At 67.5% G+C, this 19,104-nt stretch carries 15 protein-coding genes; 4 read left to right on the top strand and 11 right to left on the bottom strand.

Going from position 1 to position 19,104, the window contains the following annotated elements; all coding sequences use genetic code 11:
* Window positions 1–110: 110 nt before the first annotated feature.
* From rsmA to ABIC50_RS27020, 4 genes are read right to left on the bottom strand one after another with little or no spacing between them, the layout of a single operon-like run.
* Window positions 111–941: a 16S rRNA (adenine(1518)-N(6)/adenine(1519)-N(6))-dimethyltransferase RsmA gene (gene rsmA / locus ABIC50_RS27035; protein ID WP_175669894.1), complete on the bottom strand. Its 831-nt coding sequence runs from the start codon at window positions 939–941 to the stop codon at window positions 111–113.
* A gap of 55 nt (window positions 942–996) precedes the next feature.
* Entirely contained in the window at window positions 997–1,986 is a 990-nt protein-coding gene (gene pdxA, locus ABIC50_RS27030) for a 4-hydroxythreonine-4-phosphate dehydrogenase PdxA (RefSeq protein ID WP_354168022.1), read from the bottom strand.
* Between the two features lie 11 nt (window positions 1,987–1,997).
* Window positions 1,998–3,356 carry a peptidylprolyl isomerase gene (locus tag ABIC50_RS27025; protein WP_354168020.1) on the bottom strand — a complete coding sequence of 453 codons (1,359 nt, stop codon included), beginning with the start codon at window positions 3,354–3,356 and terminating at the stop codon, window positions 1,998–2,000.
* 51 nt (window positions 3,357–3,407) lie between these two features.
* Window positions 3,408–5,768: an LPS-assembly protein LptD gene (locus ABIC50_RS27020; protein ID WP_354168018.1), complete on the bottom strand. Its 2,361-nt coding sequence runs from the start codon at window positions 5,766–5,768 to the stop codon at window positions 3,408–3,410.
* Window positions 5,769–5,994: 226 nt separating this feature from the next.
* Here ABIC50_RS27020 and ABIC50_RS27015 point away from each other — a divergent pair, with 226 nt between their 5' ends.
* Together ABIC50_RS27015 and murU are read left to right on the top strand one after the other, a co-directional pair.
* The gene (locus tag ABIC50_RS27015; protein WP_354168016.1) at window positions 5,995–7,044 is read left to right on the top strand and encodes an aminoglycoside phosphotransferase family protein; all 1,050 of its coding nucleotides are present in this window, start codon (window positions 5,995–5,997) and stop codon (window positions 7,042–7,044) included.
* Window positions 7,045–7,078: 34 nt separating this feature from the next.
* Window positions 7,079–7,798 (top strand): N-acetylmuramate alpha-1-phosphate uridylyltransferase MurU, encoded by a 720-nt coding sequence (murU, locus tag ABIC50_RS27010; RefSeq protein ID WP_354168015.1) that lies wholly within the window; start codon window positions 7,079–7,081, stop codon window positions 7,796–7,798.
* Between the two features lie 106 nt (window positions 7,799–7,904).
* On the opposite strand, the gene ABIC50_RS27005 is transcribed toward murU, so the two are convergent.
* On the bottom strand, window positions 7,905–9,776 hold the full coding sequence (locus ABIC50_RS27005; RefSeq protein WP_126228480.1) for an ABCB family ABC transporter ATP-binding protein/permease: 1,872 nt from the start codon (window positions 9,774–9,776) through the stop codon (window positions 7,905–7,907).
* A gap of 174 nt (window positions 9,777–9,950) precedes the next feature.
* Here ABIC50_RS27005 and ABIC50_RS27000 point away from each other — a divergent pair, with 174 nt between their 5' ends.
* Complete coding sequence (locus ABIC50_RS27000) at window positions 9,951–10,346, top strand: acyl-CoA thioesterase (protein ID WP_012364680.1); 396 nt, start codon at window positions 9,951–9,953, stop codon at window positions 10,344–10,346.
* 49 nt (window positions 10,347–10,395) lie between these two features.
* On the opposite strand, the gene ABIC50_RS26995 is transcribed toward ABIC50_RS27000, so the two are convergent.
* Entirely contained in the window at window positions 10,396–10,878 is a 483-nt protein-coding gene (locus ABIC50_RS26995; protein ID WP_006751492.1) for a nitrate reductase associated protein, read from the bottom strand.
* A 113-nt stretch (window positions 10,879–10,991) separates the two neighbouring features.
* Between ABIC50_RS26995 and fdhD the strand changes: the two genes are divergently transcribed.
* Window positions 10,992–11,822 (top strand): formate dehydrogenase accessory sulfurtransferase FdhD, encoded by an 831-nt coding sequence (fdhD, locus tag ABIC50_RS26990; RefSeq protein ID WP_105834524.1) that lies wholly within the window; start codon window positions 10,992–10,994, stop codon window positions 11,820–11,822.
* 60 nt (window positions 11,823–11,882) lie between these two features.
* On the opposite strand, the gene ABIC50_RS26985 is transcribed toward fdhD, so the two are convergent.
* The 5 genes from ABIC50_RS26985 to ABIC50_RS26965 form a co-directional block, all read right to left on the bottom strand.
* Window positions 11,883–12,650 (bottom strand): enoyl-CoA hydratase, encoded by a 768-nt coding sequence (locus tag ABIC50_RS26985; protein ID WP_175702987.1) that lies wholly within the window; start codon window positions 12,648–12,650, stop codon window positions 11,883–11,885.
* Window positions 12,651–12,741: 91 nt separating this feature from the next.
* A complete protein-coding gene (locus ABIC50_RS26980; protein WP_011657892.1) occupies window positions 12,742–13,941 on the bottom strand; it encodes an acetyl-CoA C-acyltransferase in 1,200 nt (399 codons plus the stop codon).
* Between the two features lie 75 nt (window positions 13,942–14,016).
* Window positions 14,017–16,452 (bottom strand): 3-hydroxyacyl-CoA dehydrogenase/enoyl-CoA hydratase family protein, encoded by a 2,436-nt coding sequence (locus ABIC50_RS26975; RefSeq protein ID WP_354168013.1) that lies wholly within the window; start codon window positions 16,450–16,452, stop codon window positions 14,017–14,019.
* A gap of 113 nt (window positions 16,453–16,565) precedes the next feature.
* On the bottom strand, window positions 16,566–18,353 hold the full coding sequence (locus ABIC50_RS26970) for an acyl-CoA dehydrogenase C-terminal domain-containing protein (protein WP_354168011.1): 1,788 nt from the start codon (window positions 18,351–18,353) through the stop codon (window positions 16,566–16,568).
* 56 nt (window positions 18,354–18,409) lie between these two features.
* A complete protein-coding gene (locus ABIC50_RS26965) occupies window positions 18,410–19,009 on the bottom strand; it encodes a TetR/AcrR family transcriptional regulator (RefSeq protein WP_006751498.1) in 600 nt (199 codons plus the stop codon).
* Between the last annotated feature and the right edge of the window lie 95 nt (window positions 19,010–19,104).

The raw sequence follows: 19,104 nt of genomic DNA, 5'->3' as shown, positions 1-19,104 counted from the left end.
CGCGGTCCTTCGTCGACGAAAGCGGATCGGAAAAATAAAAAGGCTGCCCGTCAGGACAGCCTCATGAATCTCGAGCCAGCGCGCGCTTCCCGGCCCGGGGGGGTTCGCCGTTACTCCGCGGCCTTGCGCACGGCCGCCAGCGCCTGCGCGACACCGACATATTCGGCCACGCTCACATCCTCCGCGCGTCGCGCGAGATCGAAGCCGAGCCCGTCGAAATCGATCGTCTCGCGATAGTCGCCGAGCGTATTGCGCAGCATCTTGCGGCGCTGCGAGAACGCGGCCGTGACGACTTCGCCGAGCAGCACCGGATCGACGTCCGGCAGCTCGTGCGGTTCGTACGGAATCATCCGGACGATCGCCGAATCGACCTTCGGCGGCGGCTGGAACGATTCCGGCGGCACGTCGAGCATCTTCTCCATCACGTAGCGATACTGGAGCATCACCGACAGCCGCGAGAACGCCTTCGTGCCCGGCTCCGCGACCATCCGTTCGACGACTTCGTTCTGCAGCATGAAATGCTGGTCGATGACCGCATCGGCGAACGTCATCAGGTGAAACAGCAGCGGGCTGGAAATGTTGTACGGCAGGTTGCCGACGATCCGCAGCGACGGCTTGTCGCCGGGCGCCGCGAGCGAGCGGAAGTCGAACGCGAGCGCGTCGCCCGCATGCAGCTCCAGCAGCGGGCCGAAGCGTTGCTGCAGGCGGCCGATCAGGTCGCGGTCGAGCTCGACCGCATGCAGCGGCGACTCGGGCGTCGCGAGTCGCTGAATCAGCGGCTCGGTCAGCGCGCCGAGCCCGGGGCCGATTTCGACCATTCGCTGGCCGCGCGCGGGGCCGATCGTCGTGACGATCGAGTCGATCACGCCGTGATCGACGAGGAAGTTCTGCCCGAAGCGCTTGCGCGCGAAGTGGCCTTGGTGCTGTCTGCTGTTCGACATCGACTGAGAAAAACGAAAAATACGACGAGTTAGGTCAGGCCTGCGCCTGGGTGCGTCACGACGCGCGGCGATGGCGCGCCATCGCGACGGCCGTGTCGAGGGCGGCGACCATGCTGCCCGGATCCGCGCGGCCCGTGCCGGCCAGATCCAGCGCGGTGCCGTGATCGACCGACGTGCGGATGATCGGCAGCCCGAGCGTGACGTTGATGCCCTCGCCGAACGTCGCATACTTCAGCACGGGCAAGCCCTGATCGTGGAACATCGCGAGCACGCAATCGGCGCCCTCGAGATGGCGCGGCTGGAACAGCGTGTCGGCTGGATACGGGCCGAGCGCGTCGATGCCCCGCGCTTGCGCGCGTGCGAGCGCCGGGGAAATCACGTCGATCTCCTCGCGCCCGAGATAGCCGTTCTCGCCCGCGTGCGGGTTCAGCCCCGTCACGAGGATGCGCGGCGCCGCGAGACCGAAGTCGCGCCGCAGGTCGCGATCGATGATCGCGAGCGTCTCGACGAGCCCGTCGATCGTCAGCGCGGCCGACACGTCCTTGAGCGGCAGATGCGTGGTCGCGAGCGCGACGCGCAGCGGCCGCTCGCCCGTGCCGGCCAGCATCATCACGACGCGCGGCGTGTGCGTGCGCTCCGCCAGGTATTCGGTATGGCCGGTAAACGGCACGCCGGCATCGTTGATCGTGCTCTTCTGCAGCGGTGCGGTGACGATCGCGTCGAACCGGCCCGCCAGCGCACCGTCGATCGCGGCATCGAGCAGTGCGAGCACGTAGCGGCCGTTGGCCGAGTCGAGCTTGCCTGCCTGCGCGGGCGCGGCGAGCGGATGATGCTCGACCAACACCGGCCCGCCGCCGGCGAGCAGCGCCCTATCGGCCCCGACGGCCGCCGCGCGCGCGTCGAGCAGCGCGGCGTCGCCGAGCACGGTGAAATGCGCGCCGGGCCAGCGTCGGGCGGCATCCTGCAGCGCCTGCACGGTCAGCTCCGGGCCGACACCCGCGGGTTCGCCCGTCGTGATCGCGATCTGCAGCGCGGATGCCGTCATGTGAAGCTCGCTCAGTTCGCCGGGCCGACGCCGCCGATCTTGTACTGCACGTAGGACGAATCGCGCAGCTCGCGCAGCCAGTCGGCATACGCCTGCTCGGCCTTGCGCTGGCCGATCGCCTGACGCGCGATATCCATCTGCTGCTGCACCGAGCCTTCCGACTCGCGGCGATCGATCACCTGGATCAGGTGGTAACCGTACTCGGTACGCACCGGCTGGCTGATCTGGCCGTCCTGCAGGTTGTTCATCGCGCGCTCGAATTCCGGCACGGTCTCGCCCGGGCTGATCCAGCCGAGATCGCCGCCCTGCGACGCCGAACCGTCCTGCGAGTAGGTGCGCGCGAACTTCGCGAAATCGCCGCCGGCCTCGACCTGCCGGCGAATGTCCTGCAGCTGCTGACGGGCCTGGCCTTCCGACTTGCCCTCGCCGACGCGCAACAGGATGTGGCGCACGTGCGTCTGGACGATCTTCGGTGCCGCGGCGCTCGTGCCCTGGCTCTGGCGGCGGTCGACGAGACGCACGATCTCGAAGCCGTCCGGCACGCGGATCAGCGTCGGGTTGACCTGGCCCGGACGCAGCTTCGATGCTGCGTCGACAACCTCCGCCGGCAGCGCGCCCGGCGCCTTGAAGCCGAGGTCGCCGCCCTTCTTCGCGTCGTTCGCTTCCGAATTGTTCTTCGCGAGCTTCTCGAAATCGGCGCCCGACGTGGCCTGCTGCAGCAGCGCTTCGGCCTTCTTCTGCGCGACTTCGATCTCGGCCTGCGGCGCGTTGGTCGGCGCCTTGATGAAGATATGCTGGAAGCGCAGGTCCTGCTGCTGCGCCGCGCTCGGCCCGCGCTGGCTCGCGATGTAGTTCACGACCTCGGCGTCCGACACGGTGATCTTGCCGTCGACCTCGCGCTCGCGCAGCTTCGACAGCATCAGCTCGGTGCGGGCGTCGCTCGTGAACACGGTCCACGGCACGCCTTGCGCCTCGAGACGCGCGCGATACTGTTCGAGCGTCATCCCGTTCGCCTGCGCGAGGCGCTGCAGCGTGGACTGCACGGTCGCATCGTCGATGCGGATCCCGTCGTCCTTGGCCTTCTGCACCTGGATGCGTTCGAGGACCATCTGGTTCAGCACCTGCGCACGCAACTGGTCGGCCGGCGGCACCGGTGCATTCTGCTGCTGCAGCCGGCGCGCGATCAGGCCGACGCGCTGGTCGAGTTCGCGGCCCGTGATCACGTCGTTGTTGACGACCGCGACGACTTCGTCGGCGAGCTGCGCGCCTCGCGAACCAAGCGCCTGCGCCGCGGCCGGCGCGGCGGCGAGCAGCGCGGCGGACGCGGCGAGGCTGGACACGACTGCCGCGAAACGAAGGGTTTTCTTCATTGCCACTGATACTCCATTGAAATCGTGCTGACCGGTGCAGACAAGCCGGCGTTACTCGTAGTTACTGAAGCGGGACATCGGCGGCGGCGCGGACGGCAGCGGCGTATAGCCCGGCACCCCGGCGCGGAATGCCGCCACGAGACCATTGTCGATGCTCGACAGCCCCTTCAACGTCAGCTGCATCATGAATCGCGTCGACGAGTTCTGCTGCCCCGACGAGTTCACGCCGTTCGCGAACCGCTGGGCACCGACGCCGAGCGCCCAGCAATCCGCGTCGTATTGTAAGCCGAGCAGACCGTCGACGACCCGGTTGGCGGCCAGGTCATAGTTGAAGCGGCCGACCGCGTACAGGCGGCGCGTGAGCGGCCATTGCGCGGACACCAGGAACTGGTTGATCGGCTGGTTGTCGAGCGTCGTGTTCGCGCGCGTATAGCGGTAGCCGACGTTGATCACGCGGCGCTCGCCCGGGCTGAAACCGAAACCGATGCTCGACTTCACGAGCTGGTTGTTGTTCTGGTTGTACTGGAACGCCGTTTCCGACATGAAGCCGGAGCCGAGCTTGAGCGCGGCACCGACGATCAGGTCCGAGTGGCGCGCCTGCACGGGCGCCTGCACCGAGTTCAGCGTGACGCGCTGATTGGCGAAGTAGTACTGCTGCGCGATCACGAAGCGCGCGCGTTCGTCGCCGGTGCGCGGATCGATGAAGCGCGACGTCAGGCCGGCCGTGATCCGGTTCGCGTCCGCGATGCGGTCGTTGCCGACGAACGTGTTCGGCTGGTAGATCTCCGCGAGGCCGAAGTCCGATTCCGCGGTGTCGAACAGCGGCGCGTTCGACTGGTCGCGATACGGCGTGTACACGTAGTACAGGCGCGGCTCGAGGGTCTGGATGAAGTCCTGGCCGAACAGGCGCACCGAGCGGTCGAAGATCAGGCCCGTGTCGAAGCTCACGGTCGGGATCGACTCGGTGAAGCGCTTCGGGCTGTTCGGCGTGCTCGACGACAGGTAGTTCAGGTCGTACGACGCGAAGTGGTACTGGATCTTCGGCACGACGAAGTAGCCGGGGCCGTACACGCCATACGCGATGTACGGGTTGAAGACGATCCGGTCGCCTTCGGTCGCATCGGCGGTCGTGATGCGGAACCGCGAATAGTCGGCTTCCGCGCCGAAGTCGAAGCCGCCGACGTTGTACTTCGTGTACTTCACGTTCAACTGCGGCTCGCGACTGTACGGCGCGATCGACGGCGGCAGCGTCTGCCAGTGCTGGTAGCGCGCGAGCACCGACCACGGGCCGTTGTTGTACGTGAGGCCGGCTTCCTGCTGGTACAGCGTCTGCGTGCCGTTGATGAACTCGTTCGTCGACCCGAGGTCTTCCGGATACGTGTTGTCCGAGACCTTGTTGAAGTAGACGTAGCCGCCGAAGCCGCCGCCGAAGTTCTGCTGGTGCTGCCAGTAGATCGCGTAGCGGTTGCGGTGCGCGAGCCGGTCATCCGGCAGGTAATTGGCCGTCAGCGTGCCGGAATACGTTGGCGACAGGTAGCGGAACGACGCTTCGGTCTGCACGCCGCGCCGCGAGATGATGCGCGGCGTGATCGTCAGGTCGCGGTTCGGCGCGATGTTGAAGTAGTACGGCAGCGTCAGCTCGAACCCGTTGTTCGAGTTCAACGAGAACGTCGGCGGCAGCAGGCCGCTGCGCCGCTCGCCCGACAACGGGAACGTCAGCCACGGGCTCGCGAAGATCGGCACGCCCTGGAAGAACAGCACGCCGTTGCGCGCGGTGCCTTCGTCGGCGCCCGTATCGAAGTCGAAGCGGCTGCCCTTGATGTACCACGCGGGGTCCGTCGCGCACTGGCACGCGGTGTAGGTGCCGTTGACGAACACCGAGCGCTCGCTGTCGAGCAGGTCGACGCGCTCCGCGCTGCCGGACCCGCCCGTCACGTTGAAGTGGTACTTCGGCGCCGTCATGAAGCCCTGGTTCGCCTCGACCTTCAGATGCGCTTCGGGGCCCGCGAACGACGTGCCGCCGTTGATCACCCGGACCTGGCCGTATGCATCGGCCATGTCGGTATCCTGATCGTAGTGGAGCGCGTCGGCCTTCACGACGGCGTCGCCGCGGCGCAGCTCGGCCGAGCCCTTCGCGGCGAGGTCCTGTTCGGCCGTGCCGCTCGTATGGTCGGCAATCATGAAGGCGGCCGGCTTCGCGCCGTCCTTCAGCGGATGATCCTCGAGCTGCGGGGCGAGACGCAGATCCCACGGCGAGTCGAGCGGCTGCGGCTGCGCGGCCGCGCCCGACAGCTGCGCGTACGACACGGCCGGCACGAGGCCCGGCACGGCCAGGAGCGCGAGCGCGAGCCGCCGTTTGCGCGGCGCCCCGTCACCGGGGAAAACATTCGGGAATAGCGGTTTGGGCGGCATCTATCGGTTTGGCGAATCGCCCCTTGTCAACCGCACCGGCGGCACATTCGTTCGCGCGCGGCGGCCCACGCCGTCGCACCGCGACTGCGGCTGAGCGCAAACCGGGGAGGCGATCGGGCGGACGGCGCGACAGGCGGCGGGCCTGCGCGGCGCAAGCTGACGCGGGGCGCGTCAAAAAAGTCGTGGGGTATTATATGGCAAGACGTTCTCCCCTCCGCCGAGTTTCATGACGCCCCCATCCGCCGCATCCCAGCCCGACGCCCGCCTCGAAGCCCTGACCGCATGGCTGCGCCCGCTCGCCGAGCGCTTCGCCCTCGACCTGTCGACCCTCGCACCCGCGTCGTCGGACGCCAGTTTCCGCCGCTATTTCCGGGTCGCGTCGGCCACGCGCCCCGGCGGCTCGCTGATCGCGGTCGACGCGCCGCCGCCCGAGAAGTGCCGTGAATTCGTCCAGGTCGCGCAGCTGCTCGCCGCGGCCGGCGACCACGTGCCGGACGTGCTGGCCCATGATTTCGACGCGGGCTTCATGCTCGTGACCGACCTCGGCCGCACGTCGTACATCTCGGTGCTCGATCCGGCCGACCCGGTCGCGGCACGCCCGCTGATGCGCGACGCGCTCGACGCGCTGATCCGCTTCCAGTTGACGTCGCGGCCGGACGTGCTGCCGCCGTTCGACGACGCGTTCCTGCGCCGCGAGATGGAGCTGCTGCCCGAATGGTTCGTCGGCCGGCACCTCGGCAGGCCGGTCACCGACGCGATGCGCGGCACGCTCGATCGCACCTTCGCGCTGCTGGTCGCGAGCGCCCATGCGCAGCCGCAGGGCTTCATGCTGCGCGATTTCATGCCGCGCAATTTGATGGTCTGCGAGCCGAACCCGGGCGTGCTCGACTTCCAGGACGCCGTGTACGGGCCGCTCACGTACGACGTCGTGTCGCTGCTGCGCGACGCGTTCATCAGCTGGGACGAGGAGTTCGAGCTCGACTGCTTCGCGTACTACTGGGAGCGGGCGAAGAAGGCCGGTCTGCCGGTCGATCCGGACTTCGGCGAGTTCTACCGCCAGCTCGAATGGATGGGGCTGCAGCGCCACATCAAGGTCCTCGGCCTGTTCGCGCGCATCAACTACCGCGACGGCAAGCCGCACTACCTGAACGACCTGCCGCGCTTTGTCGCCTATGCGCGCAAGGTCGCGCTGCGCTACCGCCCGCTCGTGCCGTTCGCGAAGCTGCTCGACGAGCTCGAGGGCAAGGGCGCGGCCGACGTCGGCTATACATTCTGACCGTTCTGACCGCTCTCATATTCAGACGAACAACATGAGCACTACCCTCACCACGGCGATGATTTTCGCCGCCGGGCGCGGCGAGCGGATGCGTCCGCTGACCGACGCCCGCCCGAAGCCGCTGCTCGAAGCCGGCGGCAAGCCGCTGATCGTCTGGCAGATCGAAGCACTCGCCAGCGCGGGCATCGAGACGATTGTGATCAACCATGCGTGGCTCGGCGAACAGTTCGAGGCGACGCTCGGCGACGGCTCGCGCTGGGGCGTGCGCCTCGCGTATTCGGCCGAAGGCGACGCGCTAGAAACCGCCGGCGGCATCGCGCAGGCGCTGCCGCTGCTCGAGCGGGACGGCCGGCCCACCGTGTTCGCGGGCGTCGCGGGCGACGTGTACTGCACATTCGACTACGGGACGCTCGCCGCCCCCGCCGCCCGAATGGCCACGCTCGATGTGCCCGCGATGCATCTCGTGATGGTGCCGAACCCGCCGTTCCATCCGGACGGCGATTTCGTGCTCCGCGACGACGGCCGGCTCGCGCTGGCCGGCGCCCCGCGCGTCACGTTCGGCAGCATCGGCGTGTACGACACGCGGATGTTCCGCGACATCGTGCCCGGCACGCACCGCGCGCTGTCGCCCTACTTCAGGGCGACCATCGAGGCCGGCCGCGCGAGTGGCGAATTGTATGAAGGTATCTGGGAGAACGTCGGCACGCCCGCGCAGCTCGGCGAACTCGACGCGCGGCTGCGCGCCGCGGGCTGATCGTTTCGCGGCCGACCGCCGGGCGATCCGGCGGTGACCGCGCAACGCCGCCCGCTACCGGACGGCCGGCAAACCATCCGCCCGCGCCGCGCGGGGGCCGCTACGCTCACGCGGCTTCGGCCGCTTCCCCGCCCGCCGCCGCGCGCTGTTGCTGCAGCGCCCACATCTGCGCATAGAGGCCGTCCGCGCGCACGAGCTCGTCGTGCGTGCCGCGCTCGACGATCCGCCCGTGGTCCATCACGAGAATCTGCTGCGCATGCACGACCGTCGACAGTCGGTGCGCGATCACGAGCGTCGTGCGGTGCCGCGCGATGTGGTCGAGCTCGTGCTGGATCGCACGCTCCGAGCGCGAATCGAGCGCCGACGTCGCCTCGTCGAACAGCAGCACCGGCGGATCCTTCAGCAGCGTGCGCGCGATCGCGACGCGCTGCTTCTCCCCGCCCGACAGCTTCAGCCCGCGCTCGCCGACCGGCGTGTCATAGCCCTTCGGCAAGCTCTCGATGAAGTCGTGGATGTGCGCGGCGCGCGCGGCCGCGATCACTTCGTCGCGGCTCGCGGTCGGCCGGCCGTACGCGATGTTGTAGTAGATCGAATCGTTGAACAGCACGGTGTCCTGCGGCACGATCCCGATCGATGCGCGCAGCGAGTCCTGCGTGACGTCGCGGATGTCCTGGCCGTCGATCCGGATCGCGCCGCCCGCCTGCCGGTCGAGATCGTAGAAGCGGAACAGCAGGCGCGACAGCGTCGACTTGCCGGAGCCGCTGTGACCGACCACCGCGGTCGTCGTGCCCGCGTCGATCGTAAACGTCACGTCGTGCAGGATCTGTCGCGACGCTTCGTACGAGAAGTTCACGTGCTCGAAGCGCACCTGCGCGCCGGCCACCGCGAGCGGCCGCGCGTCGGGCGCGTCCGGGACTTCCTTCGCGGCCGCCAGCAGCCCGAACATCCGGTCCATGTCGGTGAGGCTCTGCTTCAACTCGCGATACACGACGCCGAGAAAATTCAGCGGAATGTACAACTGCAGCATGAACGTGTTGATCAGCACGAGATCGCCGAGCGTCAGCTTGCCTGCCAGCACGCCCTGCGTCGCGCGCCACAGGATGAACACGAGCCCGGTGCCGATGATCGCCTGCTGGCCGAAGTTCAGCACCGACAGCGAGTTCTGCGAGCGGATCGCGGCCTTGCGGTAGCGCTTCAGGTTCTCGTCATAGCGCTGCGCCTCCCACTCCTCGTTGCCGAAGTACTTCACCGTCTCGTAGTTGATCAGCGAATCGATCGCCCGCGAGTTCGCGCGCGAATCGAGCTCGTTCATCGTGCGGCGAAAGTGCGTGCGCCAGTTGGTGACCTTCACGGTGAACACGATGTACGTGACGAGCGCCGCGAACGTCACGTACGCGTAGTACGCCTCGTACTTGACCACGAAGAAGCCGAGCACGAGCCCGACCTCGACGAGCGTCGGCAGGATGCTGTACAGCGAATAGGAAATCAGCTGCTGGATGCCGCGCGTGCCGCGCTCGATGTCGCGCGACATGCCGCCCGTCTGGCGTTCGAGGTGGAAGCGCAGCGACAGCCCGTGCAGATGCCGGAACACCTGCAGCGCGAGCTGGCGCACCGCGCTCTCGGTGACCTTCGAGAACAGGATCTCGCGCAGCTCGGTGAAGAGCGACGTCGACAGCCGCACGAACGCATACGCGACGACCAGCAGGCCGACGCCGCCCGCGAGCACGATGCCGGCCGACTGCTCGGCGCGGCCGAGCGCGGTGAGCTGCTGCACGGCGGACAGGTGATCGACGATGCGCTTCATCACGACCGGCACGCCGAGGTTCGCGACCTTCGCGCCGATCAGGCAGCCGAGCGCGAGCGCGACGCGCCATTTGTAGGTGGCCAGGTACGGCAGCAGCGACCGGATGGTCTGCCAGTCGTTGCGTGGCCCGGTCGGAGCCGGCGCGGGCTCGCCGGAAGCGGAATATCGGCGCATGGGGGGAAGGATCGGCGGTGCTGCCGGACGCGTGCTGCAGCGGCCGACTCGCCCGCTTTCTCGTACAATTTGCGAACGTTGTATTGTCGCAGAAGCCGCCTCGCGCCGCTGCCGGCGCCCTCGCCGGCCGGCCTGCGCGCGGCGGCAAATTCATTACAGGATGAAAGCCCCGCCATGACCGATTCGACCCTCGAACTTCCGGCAAAGCAGCCCGCGCTGCGCGTCGTCCCGCAACCGCACGACGCGAACGTCCATGGGGACGTGTTCGGCGGCTGGATCATGTCGCAGGTCGACATCGCCGGCTCGATCCCCGCGAGCCAGCGGGCGAACGGCCGCGTCGCGACGGTCGCGGTCAATTCGTTCGTGTTCAAGCAGCCGGTGTTCGTCGGCGACCTGCTGAGCTTCTACGCGACCATCATCCGCACCGGCAACACGTCGGTGACGGTCGACGTCGAGGTCTACGCGCAGCGCATGCGCCTGATGGGCGAAATCGTGAAGGTGACCGAAGCGACGCTCACCTATGTGGCAACCGGTCCCGACCGCAAGCCGCGTCAACTGCCGCCGCTCTGATCCGCACGCGCCGCGCCGCGGCGCCGCATGCGGCGCTCCCCGGGGCCCGTCAGTGCGTGGCCGTCAGCCCGAACTCGCGCATCGCCGGCACGAAGTCGTGATTGAGCGTCGGCTTGCGCGACAGCTTCATCAGCACGTAGCGCTGGAACGGCGCGAGCCGCTGCCACTGCGCGAGCGCGGGCGCCGGCAGCCCCGCCAGCGCGCTCTGCTGCACGAGCGCATCCGGCACCGTGTCGGTCGCGCGCCAGCTCGGCTGCTCGTCCGGCTGGAACCACGACGGTTCGAGATCGGCATGCGTGCGCAGCATTTCGAACAGCGCGTGATCGAAATTGGGCTCGATCAGGGTGTCGTCGTCGGCCGGAAAGCGCGCGAGCAGCTTGCGGTCCTCGAGCGGCAGCAGCTGCCACTGCTCGAGTGAAATCCGCAGACCGAAGCGGTCGAGATTGAAACGCACGATCATCGGAATGTACGTCAGGTTTTCCGACGAATCGTGTTCGAAATTGAATAGCAGCGGAGCGTCGCTGAGTCCCATGGTCGTTACCCGAGTGGCGGATGCCGGCGCGGCCGGCCTGCCTGGGGTATTTTAGAACCTCTGCGCGCAAGCGGCGCACACGATCGTCGCCGCCCTGCGTCGAATCAACGGGAGTGCTCGTGAATCCGACTGAAACAGAAGAACCGCGCGGCGCGATCGAGCTGTCCGTGCGCCGCACGCGCGGCGGCGCGGTCGAGACGGCCCACGACTACGTCGGCCAGGAATGGCCGGTCGCGCTGGTCTTCAACGGCATCTCGCACGCGGTGATGATGTGCACGCCGCGCGACCTCGAGGCGTTCGCGGTCGGCTTCGCGATCTCGGAAGGGATCGTCGAACGCGGCAGCGACATCAAGGACATCGACGTGATCCTGCACGCCGACGCGGCGCTGCCGCACGCGGAGGTGCATCTGGAGGTCGTCCAGCAGGCGTTCGCCGCGCTGAAGGACCGGCGCCGCGCGCTTGCCGGGCGCACCGGCTGCGGCGTGTGCGGGATCGAAAGCATCGACCTGCTCGATCTCGCGCCGGAACGGGTGCCCGACACCGGCTTTCTCGCGCGCCTCGCGCCCGACGCGCTCGCGCGCGCGGCCCACGCGCTGCCGGCCCATCAGGCCCTCACGCGGCTGACCGGCGGCCTGCATGCGGCCGCATGGTGCGATGCAACGGGCACGATCCGGATGGCGTTCGAGGATGTCGGCCGCCACAACGCGCTCGACAAGCTGATCGGCTCGCTCGTGCTGGCACGCGCCGACGCGACCGACGGCTTCGTGTTCCTGTCGAGCCGCGCGAGCTACGAGCTCGTGCGCAAGTCGGCGCGGGTCGGCATTCCGATGGTCGCGACGATCTCCGCGCCGTCGTCGCTCGCGATCGAGATCGCAAAGGCGGCCGGCCTGCGGCTCGTCAGCTTCTGCCGCGAAACCGGCCACGTCGATTACGGCACGGCCTGACGCCGGCCATCCTGCCGTGCGGGGCGCGCCGGCGGGTCCGTGCCCGCGCGCCCCGCCGCGTCAGTCGAACTGACGGAAATCCGGCTTGCGCTTCTCGAAGAACGCCGTCATCGCCTCGCGCGCTTCCGGCGCGCGCAGCATCGTGGAGAAGTGGCCGGCTTCCTCGGCGATCCGCGCGGCAACCGCGATCCCGCCCGTATCCTTCAGCAGCGCCTTCGTCACGCGCAGCGACGACGCCGGCAGCGCCGCGAGCTTCGCGGCCTGCTTCGCCGCGAATGCGTCGAGCTCGGCGGCCGGCAGCACGCGATTGACGATGCCGATCCGGTACGCTTCCAGCGCATCGAACGCTTCGCCGAGCAGCAGCTTCTCGGCTGCGACCTGATGGCCGGCCAGCCGCGGCAGCAGCGCGCTCGACGCGGCTTCAGGGCACAGCCCGAGCTGCGCGAACGGCAGCGAGAACGTCGCGACGTCGGCCGCGTAGACGAGGTCGCAGTGCAGCAGCATCGTCACGCCGACGCCGACCGCGACGCCCGGCACCGCGGCGACGATCGGCTTGCTTGCCTGGCTGATCCGCGCGAGAAACTGAAACACCGGCGCGTTCTCGTCCTTCGGCGGCGCCTTCAGGAAATCCTCGAGATCGTTCCCCGCGCTGAAGTTGCCGTCGCTGCCGCGCAGCAGGATCACGCGGATCGCCTTGTCTTCCTGCGCGTCGGCGAGCGCATCGGCCATCGTCTGGTACATCGCCGCCGTCAGCGCGTTCTTCTTCGCCGGGCGTGCGATCGTGATCGTCATCACGCCGTCGGCGCGTTCCACTTGAATTTCGGCCACAACCGTCTCCTTTGACGTCCTCTACCGGAATGAAAAAACGGTGCGCGAGCTCGTGGCCCGCGCACCGTCGTCGCTTGTCGTCGCGTCCCGCTTACAGGCGTTCGATGATGCCCGCCGCACCCATGCCGGTGCCGACGCACATCGTGACCATCCCGTACTTCAGGTTGCGGCGGCGCAGGCCATGCACGACGGTCGCCGCGCGGATCGCGCCGGTCGCGCCGAGCGGGTGGCCGAGCGCGATCGCGCCGCCGACCGGGTTGACCTTCGACGGGTCGAGGCCGAGATCGCGGATCACCGCCAGCGACTGCGCGGCAAATGCCTCGTTCAGCTCGATCCAGTCGAGATCGTCCTGCTTCAGGCCGGCGGCCTTCAGCGCGGCCGGAATCGCTTCCTTCGGACCGATGCCCATGATTTCGGGCGGCACGCCGCGCACCGCGAAGCTCACGAAGCGCGCGAGCGGCGTCAGGTTGAATTGCTTGAGCACCTTCTCCGACACGACGAGCAGCGCACCCGCGCCGTCCGACGTCTGCGAGCTGTTGCCGGCCGTGACCGAGCCCTTGTTCGCGAACACCGTGCGCAGCTTCGCGAGGCCTTCGAGCGACGTATCCGCGCGCGGACCTTCGTCGAGCGCGATCTCGCGCGTCTTCACGTCGACTTCGCCTGTCGCGAGGTTCGGGAAACGCTCGGTGAGCGTGTACGCGGCGATTTCGTCGCCGAACTCGCCGGCCTGCTGCGCGGCGAGCGCCTTGCGATGCGATTCGACCGAGAACGCGTCCTGGTCTTCGCGGCTCACCTTCCACTGCTCGGCGACGCGCTCGGCGGTCAGGCCCATCCCGTACGCGATGCCGAAGTCTTCGCTGCGATCGAAGATGTGCGGCGACATCGACGGCTTGTTGCCCATCATCGGCACCATGCTCATCGATTCGCAGCCGCCCGCGAGCATCGCATCGGATTCGCCGACGCGGATGCGGTCGGCCGCCATCGCCAGCGCCGTGATGCCCGACGCGCAGAAGCGGTTGACCGTCACGCCGCCGACCGTCTGCGGCAGGCCCGCGAGCAGCGCGCCCATGCGCGCGACGTTCAGGCCCTGCTCGGCTTCCGGAATCGCGCAGCCGATGATCGCGTCCTCGATCAGCTTCGTGTCGAAGCCGGGCACCTGCGCGACCGCCGAGCGGATCGCGTGAACCAGCAGCTCGTCGGGGCGCGTGTTCTTGAAGACTCCGCGCGGGGCCTTGCCGATCGGGGTGCGGCTGGCGGCGACGATGTATGCGTCTTGCAATTGTTTGCTCATTTGAAACTCCTTGGCCTGTCGACCGGAGCTGGCGCTTCAGCGCTTACTCTGGTCCCATGCTATGCATTCGCTCACTCAGTTACGCACCGGCTTGCCGGTCTGCAACATGCCCATGATCCGTTCCTGCGTCTTCTGCGTGCCGAGCAGCTCGACGAACGCGCGGCGCTCGAGCGCGAGCAGCCACTGCTCGTCGACGAGGCTGCCGGCTTCGACGTCGCCGCCGCACACGGCTTCGGCGATGCGGCTCGCGATCAGGTAGTCGTGATCGCTGATGAAGCGGCCGTCACGCATGTTGACGAGCGATGCCTTGATCGTCGCGATCGCCGAGCGGCCCGCCACCGGCACGTCTTTCGCGCGCAGCGGGGCGCGATAGCCGACGTCGGCCAGCGCACGGGCTTCCTTCTTCGCGGTGTCGAGCAGTTCGAACACGTTGAAGACGATCGTGTCGGACGGCTTCAGGTAGCCCATCGCGCGCGCATCGTGCGCCGACGACGACACCTTCGCCATCGCCGCGTTCTCGAACGACTTCGTGACGAACTTCAGGATCTCGGTGGTCGCGTTCGCGGCCGTGGCCGCCTCCGCCGCGCGCAGCGCCGCTTCCTTCAGGCCGCCGCCCGCCGGCACGAGACCGACGCCCACTTCGACGAGACCGATGTAGCTCTCGACGTGCACGACGCGCTTCGCGCTGTGCAGCATCAGCTCGCAACCGCCGCCGAGCGCGATGCCCGACACGGCCGCGACGACCGGCACGTTCGCGTACTTCACGCGCAGCATGCCTTCCTGGAACTTCTTCACGAACGGCTCGATGCCCTTCGCGCCGCCCATCATGAACGCGGGCATCGCCTCCTCGAGGTTCGCGCCGGCCGAGAACGGGCCGCCCGGCGTGCCGAGCTTCAGCGACGTCGGCTGCCAGATCACCACGCCCTTGTAATCCTTCTCCGCGAGTTCGATCGCCTGCACGAGGCCGTCGATCACGCTCGGCCCGATCGTGTTCATCTTCGACTTGAACGACACGATCACGACGTCGTCCTCGCCCGCCCGATCGTCGACCCACGCACGCACCGCGTCGGTTTCGAACAGCGTCTTGCCGTACGTCTTCGGGTCCGCACCGGTTTCGCCGATCAGCGGCGCGCGGAACACCTGCCGGCCGTAGACGGCCAGGTCGGAACGCGGCACGAAGCGCTTCGACGCCGGCGCCCACGAGCCTTCGGCCGTGTGCACGCCGCCTTGCTCGGCGACCGGGCCTTCGAGCACCCACGACGGCAGCGGCACGTTCGCGAGCGCCTTGCCGGCCGCGATGTCTTCCTGCACCCACTCGGCGACCTGCTTCCAGCCGGCGGCCTGCCAGCCTTCGAACGGGCCTTCGTTCCAGCCGAAGCCCCAGCGGATCGCGAGGTCGACGTCGCGCGCGTTGTCGGCGATCGACTCGAGATGCACGCCGATGTAGTGGAACACGTCGCGGAAGATCGACCACAGGAACTGCGCGTGCGGATGATCCGTCTCGCGCAGCAGCTTCAGGCGCTCCGCCGGCGGGCGCTTCAGGATGCGGCCGACGGTTTCGTCCGCCTTCGCGCCCGCATCCACATAGGTGCCCGTCTTCGCGTCGAGCACCTTGATCGCCTTGCCTTCCTTCTTGTAGAAACCGCCGCCCGTCTTCTGGCCGAGCGCGCCCTGCTTCACCAGCTCGGCGAGCACGGCAGGCGTCTGGTAGACCGGGAAGAACGGATCGTCGGCGAGGTTGTCCTGCATCGTCTTGATCACGTGCGCCATCGTGTCGAGGCCGACCACGTCCGCGGTGCGGAACGTCGCCGACTTCGCGCGGCCGAGGCGGCTGCCCGTCAGATCGTCGACTTCGTCGAAGCGCAGGCCGAACTTGGCTGCTTCGGTGATCACCGCGAGGATCGAGAAGATGCCGACGCGGTTCGCGATGAAGTTCGGCGTGTCCTTCGCGCGCACGACGCCCTTGCCGACGATGCTCGTCAGGAACGTTTCGAGCTGGTCGAGGATGTCGGCACGCGTATGCGCGGTCGGGATCAGCTCGACCAGGTGCATGTAGCGCGGCGGGTTGAAGAAGTGCACGCCGCAGAAGCGCGACTTCAGTTCGTCCGAGAAACCTTCGGACAGCTTCGTGATCGACAGGCCCGACGTGTTGGTCGCGAAGATCGCGTTCGGCGCGATGTGCGGCGCGACCTTCTTGTACAGGTCGTGCTTCCAGTCCATCCGCTCGGCGATCGCCTCGATCACGACGTCGCACTCGGCGAGCTTCGCGATGTCGTCCTCGTAGTTCGCGGCTTCGAGGTATTTCGCGTCGTCCTTCACGCCGAACGGCGCGGGCGACAGCTTCTTCAGGTTCTCGATCGCCTTCAGCGCGATCGCGTTCTTCGGGCCTTCCTTGGCCGGCAGGTCGAACAGCAGCACCGGCACGCGCGCGTTGACGAGATGCGCGGCGATCTGCGCGCCCATCACGCCGGCGCCCAGCACGGCGACCTTGCGAATCAGGAAATTGCTCACGGGATGTCTCCGGATAGTGTCGTGCAGCGCGGGTTGTGAGGGCTGCACGGCGAAGTGAGTACCAGGAACCGTTGCGTCGGGGCGGCGCGCGGCGCGCACCGCCCCGACTCGCGTCAGAACAGCGATTCGTCGACTTCCATCAGCGTCTTCGAGCCGGCGCGCGCGGCGCGGATCGTCGCTGCGGTCTCGGGCAGCAGGCGCGCGAAGTAGAAGCGGGCCGTCGCGAGCTTCGATTTGTAGAACGGATCTCCCGACGCTTCGTTGTCGAGAGCGATGCGCGCCATGCGCGCCCAGAAGTACGCGAACACCAGATGGCCGACGGTGCGCAGGTACGGCACGGCGGCGGCGCCGACTTCGTCCGGGTTCTGCATCGCCTTCATGCCGATTTCCATCGTCAGCTTCTGCACCTTGTCGCCGATGTCGGCGAGCGGGTTGATGAACTCGGCCATCTCCGGCTTCACGCCTTCAGCTTCCGCGAATTCGGTCACGAGCTTGCCGAACTTCTTCAGCTTCGCGCCCATGTCGCCGAGCACCTTGCGGCCCAGCAGGTCGAGCGACTGGATCGAGTTCGTGCCTTCGTAGATCATGTTGATCCGCGCATCGCGCACGTACTGCTCCATGCCCCACTCGGAGATGAAGCCGTGGCCGCCGTAAATCTGCATCGCGTGGTTGGTCGACTCGAACGCGTTGTCGGTCAGGAACGCCTTGATGATCGGCGTGAGCAGCGCGACGAGGTCGGCCGCTTCCTGGCGCACCGCTTCGTCACCGTGCGACAGCTCCTTGTCGATCTGCAGCGCGGACCAGTACGTGAACGCACGCGCGCCTTCCGCGTAGGCCTTCTGCGTGAGCAGCATGCGGCGCACGTCCGGGTGCACGATGATCGGGTCGGCCGGCTTGTCCGGTGCCTTCGGGCCCGTCAGCGAGCGCATCTGCAGGCGTTCCTTCGCGTACGCCAGCGAGTTCTGGTACGCGACTTCCGTCAGGCCCAGGCCCTGCATGCCGACGCCGAGACGCGCGGCGTTCATCATCACGAACATCGCGTTGAGGCCCTTGTTCGGCTCGCCGACCATCCAGCCCTTCGCGTTGTCGAGGTTCATCACGCACGTCGAGTTGCCGTGGATGCCCATCTTGTGCTCGATCGAGCCGCACTTGATGCCGTTGCGCTCGCCCGGCTCGCCCGCGGCGTCCGGCACGAACTTCGGCACGATGAACAGCGAGATCCCCTTCGTGCCTTGCGGCGCGTCCGGCAGGCGCGCGAGCACGAGGTGGACGATGTTCTTCGACATGTCGTGCTCGCCGCTCGAGATGAAGATCTTCGTGCCGCTGATCGAGTACGAGCCGTCGCCGTTCGGCTCGGCCTTGGTGCGCAGGATGCCGAGGTCGGTGCCGCAGTGCGGCTCGGTCAGGCACATCGTGCCCGTCCATTCGCCCGACACGAGCTTCGGCAGATATTGCTGCTGCAGTTCCGGCGCGCCGTGCGCGTGCAGGCATTCATAGGCGCCGTGCGACAGGCCCGGATACATCGTCCATGCCTGGTTCGCCGAGTTCAGCATTTCGTAGAGCGCGTTGTTCACGAACGCGGGCAGGCCCTGGCCGCCGTAGTCCGGATCGCAGCCGAGCGCCGGCCAGCCGGCCTCGACGTACTGCCGATACGCTTCCTTGAAGCCGGTCGGGGTCTTCACGACGCCGTCGCCTTCATACGTACAGCCTTCGCGGTCGCCGACCTGGTTCAGCGGGAACAGCACCTCGGAGCAGAACTTGCCCGCCTCCTCGAGAACCTGGTTGATCGTGTCGGCGTCGAGGTCCGCATGCCGCGGCATTTGCTTGACCTCGGCTTCGACGTTCAGAAGCTCGTGCAACACGAATTGCATGTCGCGCAGCGGCGCGGCGTACTGTCCCATGACTCTCTCCAAAGTGGGCAAACGGCTCGAGCTCCTGGCGGGCGGGTCACGCGCCGCTAACGGCTCTCGCTCTGATACGAAACGATCGTCTTTTCCAGCGCGGCCCACGTGAGGCGCACGGCATCCGGCGAATGCAGGAAGCGTGCGTCGTGATGCAGGCCGAGCGTGAAGCTGTACAACTCGAAGAGCATCAGGTCCGGATCGGTATCCGCACGCAAATGGCCTTCTTCCTTCGCCTGCGAAATGGCACGCAGCATCGCGGCACGCCAGGCCGTCACGCTCGCGATCAACTGCTCGCGCACGGGGCTGTCAGGCCGGTCGTCGTACTCGACGGCTCCGCTGATGTAGATGCATCCGGTCGTCACCTCCTGGATGCGCTTCTCCGTCCAGCGCGCCAGCATCGCCCGCAGGCGCGGCAAGCCTCGCGGCTCGCGCAGGCTCGGAAAGAACACCTCGTTTTCGAAACGATGGTGATATTCGCGGACGACCTCGACTTGGAGGTCTTCGCGCGATCCGAAGTGCGCGAACACACCGCTCTTGCTCATCTGCATGCGCTCGGCCAGCAGGCCGATCGTCAGCCCCTCCAGCCCGTCACGGCTGGCGAGGTCCAAAGCAGCTTCGAGTATCGCGGCACGCGTCTGTTCGCCTTTTCGCATAGCTTTTTCTTAACCGTTCGGGGGTTCGAATAAAATCGAACGGCCGTACTATTATTGAGTGCGGCCGCTCGCGAAACAAGGAAATTATTAGAAAC

It is taken from the genome of Burkholderia sp. 567, assembly GCF_040545115.1.
Classification (GTDB): Bacteria; Pseudomonadota; Gammaproteobacteria; order Burkholderiales; family Burkholderiaceae; genus Burkholderia; species Burkholderia ambifaria.
This window is presented reverse-complemented; position numbering and strand designations above follow the sequence as displayed.